Below are 13,716 nucleotides of genomic sequence, written 5' to 3'. Positions count from 1 at the left end.
TCAATGACTTTCGCTTCATCTTCAACCATGTACTTAAGGCTATTTTTGCGCAAGTCATCGAAGGCGCCCATGTAGAAGTCCAGGTGTTCCTGCACGCCACTCAATGCCGGGTTACGATGGCGCAAGAACCAACGCGTTGCCCGACGCACCATACGACGAAGCTGGAATAGAACATCATTCTGAACTTCAGCCGGAACTTTGTTATTCAAAGCTTCAATTTGTTCCCAAAGTTCTTCAACTTTAAAACATTCACGCGCAACCACATAAGCTGATGCAATTTCCGCATACGATGCGCCGGTAGCTTCTTGCTTACGGAATACGAAGTTCGGTCCCATATCGTTAACGATATTATTAGCCAACTTAGTAGCAATAATCTGACCTTTTAGCGGATGTGATGTCATGCTATCCGCAAAGCTTTCACGCAATGCTTCCGGGAAAGAATCAAATAACTCGCGCATGTGATACGGATCTTCAGTAATTTCATCCGTAATCAGTTGCTCTTTCAGAACCATCTTCCCATAAGCCGTTATAGTGGCTAATTCTGGGCGTGTCAGGCCTTGGTTAGCAGCCTGACGCTCGACCAGTTCGTCATCATCGGGTAAAAACTCAAGCTGACGGTTTAATGCATGTTCCCGCTCGAGATGATGAATGAAGCGCTGGTATTCTTTAACCTGATCGGTACCGCGCAATGCCGTTACAGAGATAGATTGTGTTTGTCTGTTACAGTCATCAAGCACAATCTTTGCAACGTCATCGGTCATATCATAAAGCAGCTTATCGCGTTGCTTCTTAGTAAGGTCGCCATTATTGACCAAACCGTTTAGCAATATTTTGATATTAACTTCGTTATCCGAACAGTCGACACCACCAACGTTGTCGACGAAGTCCGTATTGACTCGACCGCCCTTCTGGGCAAATTCAATACGTCCTAACTGAGTAAAGCCTAAATTACCGCCTTCTCCAATAATTTTAGCGTTTAGATCCCGGCCATTTACGCGTAATGCGTCGTTAGCGCGGTCGCCAACATCACTGTCCGTTTCGGCCTTACCTTTAACATAGGTACCAATGCCGCCGTTCCAGATAAGATCGACTTCCATTGTTAAGCAGGCTTTTATTAACTCGTTAGGCGTCATGGACTTCTTCTGGGTGCCCAGCATTTTCTTAATTTCAGGCGTTAGCTCAATAGCTTTCGCGCTTCTTGAGAATATGCCACCACCTTTTGAAATTAAGTCGCGATTGTAGTCGTCCCAGCTTGAACGAGGCATTTTAAACAAGCGATCTCGTTCTTCCCATGACTTCGCCGCATTCGGTTCAGGGTCAATGAAAATGTGTAAATGGTTAAATGCCGCCTGCAAGCGAGTGTGTTTGGACAGCAGCATACCGTTACCGAAAACATCCCCTCCCATATCGCCTACAGCGACACAGGTAAAGTCGGTTGTTTGACAATCGATACCCATTTCCCGGAAGTGACGTTTTACAGACTCCCAGGCGCCGCGAGCGGTGATACCCATTTTCTTGTGGTCATAGCCAACGGAACCGCCTGATGCGAAAGCATCACCGAGCCAAAAGTTGTACTCAGCAGAAATGCCGTTAGCAATGTCAGAGAAAGTAGCGGTACCTTTATCAGCAGCAACCACTAAATAAGAGTCATCTTCGTCGTGACGAACCACATCTTTAGGTGGAACAATCTCACCTTCAACAATGTTATCTGTGATATCCAGCAAAGCACGGATAAAGGTTTTATAGCACTCTTTGCCTTCGGTCATCATACCTTCACGGTCTTCTGGTAACGCTTTGCAAATAAAGCCACCTTTAGCACCAACAGGAACGATAACTGTGTTTTTAACCTGCTGCGCTTTGACCAACCCAAGCACCTCAGTACGGAAGTCTTCCCGACGGTCAGACCAACGCAAACCACCACGCGCTACTTTTCCACCACGAAGGTGCACACCTTCCACTCTCGGAGAGTAAACAAAGATTTCAAACTTAGGCAACGGCAATGGCATTTCCGGAACAAGTTCAGGTAAGAACTTAACCGAAATATAGGGTTTATCGTTACCTTGTTCATCCTGTTGGAAGAAGTTAGTGCGTAACGCGGCATCAATGAGCTCAACATAGCGACGAATAATACGATCGTCATCAAGGTTTGCTACGTTATCCAGTTCAGTATTGATACGAGTATGAAGCGCTTCGATTTTTTTCTCTGCGCCCTTTGTTCCCGGCTCAAACTTGCTGTAGAACATTTTCACAACCAGCTTGGCCAACAGCGGATACTTACTGAATGTGCTCTCTATGTAACTCTGACTGAATGTCGTTCCAATTTGACGCATATATTTGGCAAACATGCGCAAAATAGTTGCCTGGCGACCATTCATGCCTGCACCTAGCACCAGACGGTTGAACCCATCATCTTCTAATTTACCATTCCAGACGAGTGCAAACGCTTCCTGGAAAGTTTCACGACTTTCTTCCAGGTTCAGTGAACCTGCGGTATGCAACATATGAAAGTCCAGTACCCAGTACACATCGCCGTCGGCTGTTTTTATCTGGTACGGGCTCTCACCAATGACGCGCAAACCAAAGTTTTCCAACATCGGCAACACATCTGACAGATGAATCGGTTCATCTTTATGGAATAACTTCAGGTGTAAATGTTTGCTGTCGTCTTTTTCTTCCTGCGCACGGTATAAAACCATACCCAACTTATGTTCGTCATTTAGCGACTCAAGCTGCTTAATGTCTGATATAGCAACTGAGGGAAGTACGTCTTCTTTATAAGCTCGTGGGAACGCTGTGGCGTAACGTTTGTTTAAACGCGTTGCATTGGCTTCCCCAAATGTCGACTGCAAAATACGTTCGAAATTATCTTCCCATGTGCGGGCCGCTTCAATTAAATTCTGTTCTAATTCTTTCACGTTCACATCCTGATGATCTTGGCTCAAACGCACAGTGTAATGTGTTCTCGCTAATGAAGACTCGGAGAAGTAAGTGGTAAAGTCCACGTCATATTCAGTTTTTAATGTAAGGGCTAAAACGCTTTGAGTTCTCTGGCGCAACAGCGTGTTATAACGCTCTTTTGGTACGTAAACCATGCAGGACATAAAGCGGCCGAAGATATCACGACGCAGAAAAGCGCGGGTCATGTCACGCTCTTGCATTTGTAAGACGCCCAGGCCAACAGTCAGCAAGTCATCTTCTTCAGCCTGAACGATTTCATCTCGCGGATACGTTTCTAAAATGTTCAATAAAGCTTTTGCGGCGTGGGACTGTGGAGCAAAGCCTGACATCTCTAACACACGAGAGATTTTTTCGCTGACAAGCGGAATATCACGTGCGCTGTTATTGTAGAAGTTTGCTGAATAAAGACCGATGAAACGATCCTCACCTACCACTTCGCCTTTCTCATTAAATCGCTTAACACCGATATAGTCAGAATATGCCGGGCGATGCACCCGCGATTTAGAGTTCGTTTTTGTTAACAACAACAAACGATCATTTTGGGTAATTTCGCGGGCATCTTCCGGTAAACTTGAAACCATACGGCCTTTGTCGCTGACGGAATTTTTCATCAGACCCAGGCTGGAATCTTTTACTTGTTTAAGTTCGTAGTCCCCTTTTACCGGGGTTAATTCATACGAGCGATAACCTGTTAACGTGAAATTATCGTTTGCCAGCCACTGTAAAAAACGCTGAATTTCTTTTTTCTCTTTTTTTGAGCCTGGGTAATAATCATTACTCAATTGTTCCGAAACAACCTGCAGACGGCTGCGCATCGACTGCCAATCTTGCACCGCAAGACTGATCTCTTCCATGACAGAAACCAGTTCACTTTTTAAAGTCTTAATTTCTTTCTGGCTTGTCTGACGGTCTATTTCAATCAAAAATACCGTATCTACATAGTTGTCATTGCTACGGGTGCCCGGCTTTTGCAGCTCTGTAACCTGGCCCTTATTGTCGCGTTTATGGCTTAAAGGCATATGCAACAGCAAATGAGAGGTGATCCCTAGTCTAGCCAACGCCATCCGCACAGAGTCGACCATAAAAGGCATGTCACTCTGAATGATTTCAATAATGGTATGCGGTGACTCCCAGCCATCGGTTGGAACTTCAGGGTTGTAAACTTTAATCAGCGCTTTATCACCGGACTTATATTCATTAAAACTGTGCCACAGGCCTAAAACCGCACCATACATATCGCTGTCGTGGCGGTTAGTTAAGTCATCACTGGCAATATTACGATATAGGCGCTTGGCAAAATCTGCTACTAAGTGCGCCTGAGAGGAAGGAACTTTCTTATTTATCAATTCAACGACTTTTTCCAGTAAAACCGGAGATTGACTATCGACCAACGACATAATTACAGAGTCCTTGAGGTTGTTGGTGAAACGTCGTAGGCAAGCCCAAATGCGGCCCACGGCCAGAGAATATATGATTGATGTTATTGTCGAACATTTACGCTGGGGTTTCAACGCTTATTCGCGCTAAAAACAGGTGTTTAGACCAGATATGACGGGGAAACTAATATAAGTATTTAGTTTAACTGAATGGACTCTAGGTCAGTCGCTTTAAACCTACAAACTTTTGTTGCTCGTCAACCTGTAAAAGGAAGCGTCCGTGTATTCCCTGGGTGTCAATAAAAGGAATTAAACGACCCGCGGGAAGTGCAACCCGCGTGCCGTTAACCGTTGTAACAACGACTTGTTGATAACCTTTACTGTAATAAACATCGCAGAACTCTTGATAGCTCATTCCCAGGTTAAAAACATATTCAATGATCACCGTCGCGTTATACCTTTAGATAATTATTCACTTAGACAACTTTCTATCTTTTCAAACAAATCACTCGCCAGGTTTGGCAGTTCTCGTAATGTCTCAAGCTCTTTACGCATAAGTTGCTGCCGGCTACTGTCATAACGTCGCCAGCTAACAAAAGCGGAAAGCAAACGCGAAGCAACCTGAGGGTTGCTGGTATTTAATTGCTGAATGACTGAGCCAATTAACTCGTACCCTGCTCCATCATCTCTATGAAATTGCGGCGGGTTTTGCGTAAATGCTGCTAATAAAGAATATATACGGTTAGGATTTTTCAGTGAAAAGTCGGGATGCGTCATTAAACTTTTAACTCGTTCAACCGTTTTTTCATTGTTAGCAAGTGCCTGGGTGCTGAACCATTTATCCATAACCAGTTTTTCACCACGCCACTGTTCTTCAAACTGATTTAACAAAGGTTCCGCAACGACGTTATTCGCCCAGATCGCCGCCTGTAAAGCGCCAAGCTGGTCGGTCAAATTATCAGCCTGGTTAAATTGTTGCTTTAAGCGATTAGAAGTTTTGTCACCAAGTTCAGCTAAGTAGCTTAAGCAAACCTGCTTCAATTGACGCTTAGCAATATCCTCGCCATTTAACTGGTAAGCTTTTTCAGAGACACAAACATCCAGAAGCTCTTTGAAGTCATCCTCTAAGGCTTCAGCCAACTGCAATTTTAACGACTTCAACTGAGCATTAATGGCTTCAACCGGAATAGTCTGATAACCATCAGCGATAGTTGATGCCGTTGGCAGAGTTAAGGCCAGTGCTTTTAAAGCCGGATCCGTATTTGCCTGAAGCAAGTTCCGGCACGCCTGAATGGTTTGTTCGGACAGTTCGGCGCTGCTATGAGTAGCAATGCCCTTTTCCACAATACGCGTAAACAGCGACTGGGCAGCATCCCAGCGGCTGAAATCGTCTTCGCTATGAGCAAGTAATACTCTGAGCTCGCCATCGGTTAACGACCGTTTTACTTTTACCGGAGCCGAAAAGTTGTCAAATAAGGACAAAATCGGTTTCTCTGCAACATTGTCAAAAGCAAAAGTTGCTTCGGCATCTTTCAAGTGCAAGACGTCATCATCGCTTAATGACAAACGTTGACCCTGTTCGCTATAGGCGGACCACTTAACAGGAATATGGAACGGGGCCTTTTCCTCCTGGCCGGGAGTTGAAGCTGTTGACTGTTTTAATACTAACGTAAGACGTTTTTTGTTTTCGTCGTAAACTTCCTCAACGGTCACAACCGGTGTGCCAGCCTGCGAGTACCAGTTACGGAAAGTGGTGAAATCTTTACCGTTAGCATCTTCCATGGCTTTGACAAAGTCTTCACAGGTAACTGCGTTGCCGTCATGACGCTCAAAATAAAGCTTCATGCCCTTCTGGAAACCTGCTTCGCCAAGCAGAGTGTGGATCATACGAATAACTTCAGCGCCCTTATTATAGACCGTTACCGTGTAGAAGTTGTTCATTTGAACCACTTTATCCGGTCTAATTGGGTGCGCCATAGGACCTGAATCTTCAGCAAATTGATGGCTGCGAATAACCCGAACATCCTGAATTCGGTTAACTGCGCGAGAGCCTAAATCTGAACTGAACTCTTGATCACGAAATACCGTTAAGCCTTCTTTTAAGCTCAGTTGAAACCAGTCACGACAAGTGACTCGGTTGCCGGTCCAGTTGTGAAAATACTCGTGCCCTATAACCGACTCAACATTGAGAAAGTCCTGATCGGTTGCGGTTTTTGGGTTCGCTAATACATACTTTGCGTTAAAAACATTCAGGCCTTTGTTTTCCATCGCACCCATGTTGAAGAAGTCCACAGCTACGACCATGTAGATATCAAGATCGTAAACCAGGTCAAAGCGCTCTTCATCCCACTTCATCGCGTTCTTAAGCGACAACATGGCATGATCAGCGCGATCAAGATTGCCCTTATCGACAAAGAGTTCTAAATCAACGGTTCGCCCTTCCCGGGTGGTAAACTCATCACGTAAAATATCAAAGTCGCCCGCAACCAGAGCGAATAAGTAACAAGGCTTAGGAAAAGGGTCTTGCCAGGTAGCCAAATGCTTACCGTTTTCAAGCTCAAGATGTTTGATCCGGTTACCATTTGATAGCAAGTACGGAAAGTCACTCTTATCGGCAATAACAGTCGTGGTGAATTTAGCTAAAACATCCGGGCGGTCAAGGTAGAAGGTTATTCTCCGAAAACCTTCCGCTTCACATTGTGTGCAGAACGTATTTTCGGCAAAATACAACCCTTCAAGAGCTTCATTAGCCGTCGGGTTAACACGGTTCTCAATTTCCAAAGTAAAAGAGTTGTGAGGCGTTTTGAGGGTCAGACTATGCTCATCATGCTGGTATAAGTCTTCCGCAACCTCTTCCCCATCAACTTTGATACTCAGCAGAGTTAACTGTTCTCCATCAAGTACCAAAGGCTTTTCATGTTCGCCTTGTCGTACAACTTTTAAGACGCTCTTTACCCGAGTTTCAGTCGGATGAAGATCAAACGTTAAATCGACATCCGTTATTGTGAATTCAGGTTCTTGATAATCTTTACGATATTTAGCCTTTGGTAATTGTGTCATAGCTTCCTTCTGTATTGATTAAGCTTTAGCTGTCTCTTCTTTAGGGTTTAGATACAATATCGTCCAACCCGTGTAAGCAAATACAATGGCAATAAGCGGTGTCAGATAGTTAAAGAACGCATAAATACCATATTCAAACGGGCTCACCGCAAGTACTGAGAACATATAAGCACCACAGGTGTTCCATGGGATAAGAGCCGAGGTGATCGTACCGCTGTCTTCCAGTGTTCGGGACAGAACTCGAGGATCAAGATTGCGGCGTTCATACTCTTCTTTAAACATACGCCCAGGCAATACAATGGCCATATACTGATCAGCCGTTAACACGTTTGCCCCAAAGCAAGTAAAAATGGTGCCTGTAATTAGCGAGCCAACACTTTTAGCCGACTTCAGCATGCCGCGGATAAAGCGTTCTAACAGGCCGACCTTTTCCATGATAGCGCCGAATGTCATAGCACTTAAGATAAGCCAAACCGTATTCAGCATTGACACCATTCCACCGCCACTTAGCAGGGAATCTAAATTGGCACTACCGGTGCTAACCTCTACACCGTCTGATAATGCTAACCAAACAACTTTAATAGCAGGTACCCAACCTTCTTCTCCGGCAATAAAACTGATCATTTCAGGCTGAAAAATAAGCGCCCAGACACCGCCCAGTAATGCGCCAAAAAATACCGTAGGTAAGGCTGGCTTTCGGGTCGCAGCCAAATAAAGCAATACAGCTAATGGCACTAGCATCGGCCAACCGATATTAAAGGTGCCCTGCAACTGCTCTTGCATTAGCTCAAGCCGCTGTAAACTCACGTTGGTATCGGCATTAAGGCCAAGAATTAAAAACAGCACAACGGAAATAACAAACGCAGGCCCTGCGGTGTAGCCCATGTAACGGATGTGCGCGAACAGCTCAGTACCCGAAACGGCAGGGGCCAGGTTTGTGGTATCAGATAATGGTGACATTTTATCGCCAAAATAAGCACCTGAAACAATAGCGCCCGCCGCGATACCAGGCTCTAACCCCATTCCGGATGCTACGCCCATTAAAGCCACACCAATAGTCGCGGCGGTAGTCCAGGAACTACCGATAGACAAGGCAACAACGCCACAGATAACACAGCTAGCTGCATAGAATAAACTTGGATTTAATAGCTCAAGGCCAAAATAAATGAGTGTAGGGACGGTACCCGATAAGAGCCAGGTGCCAATCAATGAGCCAACCGCAAGAATGATAAGCATCGCACCCAGAGCAACGGAAATACCCTCGGTAATACCCTCTTCAATTTGCTGCCAGCTAAAACCATTTCGGAAACCGATAATAACGGCAATGCCTGCAGCAACTAACAATGCTATCTGGTTCGGTCCATAAGAAGAGTCTTCGCCAAACAAATAAACCGACGAAGACAACATGGCAATTAGCGCAAATAAAGGGATCAACGCTTGTAATAAACTGGGTGCTTTTGTTTTATGACTCATTAATTATTCAACCTAAAGTTTTATAAAGCCAATCAGCTGTAAAAAAATAATAATGATGGCGACTGGAGAAATGTATTTAACACAAAGTAACCAGACATCGAAAATGCCTTTTTTGGTATCCAGTTCGTCTTTTGTGAACTCAGAACGCATCACCCAACCTGCTAATACCGCCAACAGTAAACCGCCTAGTGGTAGTAACAAGCTCGATGTTAAAACATCTATGATATCAAAGAGTGAATTAATTGGCTTACCAAACCATTCACCGCTTAACTGCGCCCATTCAGACCCGGCAAAGGAATGAATCGTTAACTGCCCAAGGAGCCATAATACTCCCGCCGATACGATTGTTGCCGGCCAGCGACTTAAAGAAAATTTTTCAGCAACAAAAGCCACCGACGACTCAATCATTGCTATGGCCGATGTAAATGCTGCAATAACCAGCATGATAAAGAACACCGTTCCGACAAAACCACCCGCCGGCATCTCACTAAAGGCTAAAGGCAGGGTTGTGAAAATAAGCCCCGGGCCTTCACTTGGGGTTAAACCATAACCAAAAACCAGCGGAAATATGGCCAGGCCGGCAAGCAATGCTACAAAAGTGTCTATGACAGCAATCCAGAGGCTGGTTTGCACAATTGAAGTTTCACGTGGAAGGTAGGCGCCATACATAATGACAACGCCAGAGGCCAGACCTAAAGTAAAGAATGAATGACCGAGTGCTATCATGACACCATTAACACTGAGCTTGCTAAAATCCGGCTCAAACATAAAGCCTATTGCTGCAGAGAAATCGCCAATACTGCCGGAGTAAATAGCAATTACAACCAACAGAACAATCATGCAGGGCAGTAATAATCTAACCGACCTTTCAAGGCCATTTTTTACACCATTACCAACAACCAAAACTGTGGCTATGATCACCAGGCTGTGCCAAAGCATTAGCTCACCAGGAGATGCTAATAACCCTTCAAAGGTTTTTCCTATCTCTTCAGCTGAAGCCTGGGTAAATGCACCCTGTCCTGCTTTGAATACGTAAGCTAATGCCCAGCCTGCGATCACGGCATAGAAGCTTAAAACTAAGTAGCCGGTAAGCATGCCCAGCCATCCGGCCGATTGCCAGGCAGAGTGCTTACCGGATTCTAACGCAACTGATTTTGCGGCATACCCTGGAGAGTGGCGCCCACGCCGTCCTATAATGACCTCAGCCATCATAATGGGTATGCCAATAGCCAAAATACAAAGCAGATAAACAAGGACAAAAGCACCGCCCCCGTTTTCGCCCATTACATAAGGAAACTTCCAAATATTACCTAAGCCAACAGCAGCGGCAGAAGAAGCCAATATAAAACTTAGCCGGCTTGACCACCGGCTCGAGATAGCTTGATTATTTGTTGTCATTATTATTAATCGTTTGTGTTTATTAACGCGCTATATGACCACAAAAACAGGGTCTATGACAAGTTCACAAAAAAATACCGCCGTAAAGGCGGTACTTTAAAAATTACACTCTTAATTCGAAGCAAGTTGCTTATCATCAATAAAATCGAATGCAACCAGAGCAGCCTGGTCAAGGTAAGGATCCACCTCAACAAAGTCTTCCGGCGCTTCTTCGATATCTTTAACAGGCTTTTTACCCGCACGCTTTAAACGTTCATTAACGCGTTCTAGCTGTATTGCTTTCTGCTTTTCCTGTTTCTCTTCACGCTCAGCTAAAACCAGGCTAACCCAAGTTTTATCACGTTCCTTTCTGAATCGTTCGATTTCCTCAAACACATAAGAAAATTCAGGATCATCCTCTATTCGCTGATTCAGCTGTTGTTGCAACTCTTGTACCTCTGCGCTATTGATGTTGCCAACTGTGCTATATGTGGCTTTATCAATTTTATCCCAGGGCAAAGCGTTGTCTTCTTTACTTTCACCCCACTCAGAAGCTTCAACAAAAGAAGGGAAAACAACGTCAGGCTGAACACCTTTCAGTTGGGTGCTTCCACCGTCAATACGATAAAACTTTGCAATTGTATACTGTACGCTTCCTAACGGATTATCGTAAAAGTCAAAGCGACGAGCCAGACCACGATGCTGCTGTACAGTGCCCTTCCCAAAGGTGTTTTCACCAATAATAAGTGCCCGTTCATAATCTTGCATAGCTGCAGCAAAAATTTCAGAGGCTGATGCACTGTAACGGTCGACCATAACGAACAATGGTCCTTCATAATATGTCTTTCCGTCTTTATCTTCACTGACGTCAATTCGGCCACGCCCATCACTCACCTGTACAACGGGCCCCTTATCAATGAATAAACCACTTAAGCTAATAGCCTCGGTTAACGCTCCGCCGCCGTTACCACGTAAATCTACGATAAGGCCTTCGACATCTTTGCTTTCTAAGTCTTCTATTAGCTTTTTAACATCAGCAGTTAAATTATTGTAGAACCCCGGGATTTCAATAACTCCCAGGCGCCGGCCTTTATAAGGGCCTTCTTCAAATTCTTTTACTTCAGCTTTGGCTGCGCGATCTTCCAGCTTAACTTTGTCACGGACAATCTCAACTTCGCTTGGCGTACCGCCAGCGCCCTGGCTAGCCTTTAAGACCTGTAAGCGAACCGTGGTTCCTTTTGGCCCTTTAATGAGTTCAACAACGTCATCCAACCGCATGCCAATAATATCAACGAAGTCTTCTTCATCTTCACCTTTACCCTGGCCAACAGCGATAATCTTATCTTCAGGTGAGAGCTCTCCAGTTTTATCCGCCGGACCACCCGGAACCAGGCTACGGATTACGGTGTAATCATATTCTGACTGCAAAACGGCACCGATACCTTCAAGTTCAAGGTTCATATTCTGCTGAAAACGTTCTGAATTAGAAGGAGATAAATAACTGGTATGCGCCTCAACCGAGCGAGCAAATGCATTCATCAAGGTTTGAAAAACGTCTTCACTTTTAGATTTGGTCAATCGGTTTAATGCGCTGTTATAACGCTTGCCTAAGGTTTCAACAATTTCCGGCCATTCTTTACCGGCAAGCTTCAAGTTAAGAGCGTCGTATTTAACCCGGCTTTGCCAAAGTTCATTGAGCTCTTCCAGAGACGATGCCCATTCTGCGTCTTCCCGGTCGTAGTAGTACTTGTCATCTTTTGCTGAGAAGTCCATAGGCTCCTCTTCATCAAGCAAAGACAAGGCATACTCATAACGCTGGAAACGGCGTTCCAGACTTTTCTGATAGATATCGAAAGCGACATCCAACTCACCACGCTTCAGCATGTCATCGAATAAATGGCGATATTCATCTGCCGCTTCTACATCTTCTTTAAGCAAAAACATCTTGCTGTAATCAAGCAGCTCGAAATAGCGTTCATGAATCTTTTCAGACAGTTCATTATCAAGCGTCAGACTACTGAAATGATAGCGGGTAAAATAAGAGGTAATACGCTCACTGGCTGTATCGTGTTGAGCTTCTTGCTCTAATTCTGGTAACTCACTGACTTTGTGCTCTGGCGGTATTGCAACCGCGGCAGGAACAACACACATCAGTGCCAATGCACATTTTTTTACAGCCCAGTGTTTCATCGACTACTCCTACGCGCGCAGAAAAATCTTGTCTGCTTTAACTTTCATGGTTAACCCGTTTTGCAACTGAACCTGAACATCATCTTTGTCCAGTTCCAAAATTGTTGCTGACATTGGGGTATTCCCTGCTTTTACCTGTACCTGTTGACCAACGGAAAGGTTATTGAGTTCCACATCGGCCAATTTAACTTCAGGTTTGTTAGCTTTTTTGGTGGGCTTAGACTTAGGTTTACCTGCACCTTCCGCTTTCTTCTTAGCCGGCGCCTTCTTTGCATTAGCCTTAGCAGAAGCCTTATTCTTTTCGGCAACTTTCGCCTTTGACTCTTTTAATGTCTCCTGAGCGTGTTGCTGATGCTCTTCAGTAACCGCTTCAACTGACTTACCATCAAGATCCACGCGCTGACTACCAGCTTTAATACTGTGAAGGTAACGCCAACTGTTCGTATAATGACGTAACGCTGTTCTCAAGCGCGTTTTACTCACTTTGTCATCATTTTCCAGACGTTTCGCTAAGTCTTCAAAAATACCAATTTTTAATGGCTTAGCATCGCCTTTAATACTAAAACACTCAGGAAATTGCTCAGTTAAGTAGGCAATAACATCTTTGCTCTTCGTCAGCTTTTCAGGTTCACTCATTCCATTCTTCTTCCTGTTCGCGGACAACTTTCATTAAGTTTCGAACATAGTCGTCCATTTCATCAAATGACAAATCTAATAAGGCAGGCTCTTCGATCCAGTCGTACAGCGTACGACGAACCATTTCTTCAAGCTGCTCTGTTGTATCGTCATCCTCTCGTAATGCATTAATGTGATGAAGCATTTCATTGATTCGGTCAGCGGCTTCTTCTTCCTGCTCTTCGAAGAAAACAACGTCCTGCTTCGTCACCAAATAGCTATGAATATCGAATTCAACAAACATATCAGCGCTGCAACCCTGACCAATCTAATGACTGGCAATATTCAGCAATCGCTTTAATACCTTTTTCATCTTCTTCGCTAAAACGGCCAATTGATGGGCTATCGATATCCAGTACCGCAACCGTTTTGCCGTTTACAACGATAGGAGCCACCACTTCACTGTTTGATGCTGAGTCGCACGCAATATGTCCGGCAAACTGATGAACATCTTCGACTCTCTGGCACTCTTGTGACTGTGCCGCTACTCCGCAAACGCCTTTGCCAAAAGGTATTCGGACACAGGCAACTCGCCCCTGGAAAGGACCCAGCACTAATTCATCGTCTGAGCGGGTTAAATAAAAACCTAACCAGTTAACGTCATCAG

The 13,716-nt window shown here is 44.7% G+C and carries 9 protein-coding genes; all 9 read right to left on the bottom strand.

Features of this window, described 5'->3' with window-relative positions:
* A partial coding sequence (locus B3180_RS13595) for an NAD-glutamate dehydrogenase (protein ID WP_286845052.1) occupies window positions 1-4,355 on the bottom strand: 4,355 nt, incomplete at its 3' end.
* Between the two features lie 196 nt (window positions 4,356-4,551).
* On the bottom strand, window positions 4,552-4,779 hold the full coding sequence (locus tag B3180_RS13590) for a DUF2835 domain-containing protein (protein WP_054487765.1): 228 nt from the start codon (window positions 4,777-4,779) through the stop codon (window positions 4,552-4,554).
* 23 nt (window positions 4,780-4,802) lie between these two features.
* Window positions 4,803-7,394 carry an aminopeptidase N gene (gene pepN / locus B3180_RS13585; RefSeq protein WP_278358692.1) on the bottom strand — a complete coding sequence of 864 codons (2,592 nt, stop codon included), beginning with the start codon at window positions 7,392-7,394 and terminating at the stop codon, window positions 4,803-4,805.
* Between the two features lie 18 nt (window positions 7,395-7,412).
* Window positions 7,413-8,867, bottom strand: coding sequence for a Na+/H+ antiporter NhaC (gene nhaC / locus B3180_RS13580; protein ID WP_222235358.1), 1,455 nt, complete (start codon window positions 8,865-8,867; stop codon window positions 7,413-7,415).
* 12 nt (window positions 8,868-8,879) lie between these two features.
* Complete coding sequence (locus tag B3180_RS13575; protein ID WP_199494819.1) at window positions 8,880-10,265, bottom strand: sodium-dependent transporter; 1,386 nt, start codon at window positions 10,263-10,265, stop codon at window positions 8,880-8,882.
* A 111-nt stretch (window positions 10,266-10,376) separates the two neighbouring features.
* Complete coding sequence (gene prc, locus B3180_RS13570; RefSeq protein WP_278358693.1) at window positions 10,377-12,434, bottom strand: carboxy terminal-processing peptidase; 2,058 nt, start codon at window positions 12,432-12,434, stop codon at window positions 10,377-10,379.
* 9 nt (window positions 12,435-12,443) lie between these two features.
* Entirely contained in the window at window positions 12,444-13,070 is a 627-nt protein-coding gene (gene proQ / locus B3180_RS13565) for an RNA chaperone ProQ (RefSeq protein ID WP_054487776.1), read from the bottom strand.
* Window positions 13,063-13,353: a hypothetical protein gene (locus B3180_RS13560; RefSeq protein WP_054487779.1), complete on the bottom strand. Its 291-nt coding sequence runs from the start codon at window positions 13,351-13,353 to the stop codon at window positions 13,063-13,065. Before B3180_RS13560 ends, proQ begins: the two co-directional genes overlap by 8 nt.
* 1 nt (window position 13,354) lies before the next feature.
* Window positions 13,355-13,716, bottom strand: a 362-nt coding sequence (locus B3180_RS13555; protein ID WP_286845051.1) for a GAF domain-containing protein, incomplete at its 5' end; no start/stop codon positions are given.

It is taken from the genome of Idiomarina sp. UBA4206 (genome assembly GCF_002383015.1).
In the GTDB taxonomy this organism is placed as follows: domain Bacteria; phylum Pseudomonadota; class Gammaproteobacteria; order Enterobacterales; family Alteromonadaceae; genus Idiomarina; species Idiomarina abyssalis.
Note: the sequence above shows the minus strand (reverse complement) of the source record. Positions and strands in the feature narration are given on the sequence as shown.

Bases quoted from the DNA above. Each gene is read 5' to 3' on its own strand.
- B3180_RS13575 (WP_199494819.1), bottom strand. From the start codon at position 10,265: ATGACAACAAATAATCAAGCTATCTCGAGCCGGTGGTCAAGCCGGCTA.
- prc (WP_278358693.1), bottom strand. From the start codon at position 12,434: ATGAAACACTGGGCTGTAAAAAAATGTGCATTGGCACTGATGTGTGTT.
- proQ (WP_054487776.1), bottom strand. From the start codon at position 13,070: ATGAGTGAACCTGAAAAGCTGACGAAGAGCAAAGATGTTATTGCCTAC.
- nhaC (WP_222235358.1), bottom strand. From the start codon at position 8,867: ATGAGTCATAAAACAAAAGCACCCAGTTTATTACAAGCGTTGATCCCT.
- pepN (WP_278358692.1), bottom strand. From the start codon at position 7,394: ATGACACAATTACCAAAGGCTAAATATCGTAAAGATTATCAAGAACCT.
- B3180_RS13560 (WP_054487779.1), bottom strand. From the start codon at position 13,353: ATGTTTGTTGAATTCGATATTCATAGCTATTTGGTGACGAAGCAGGAC.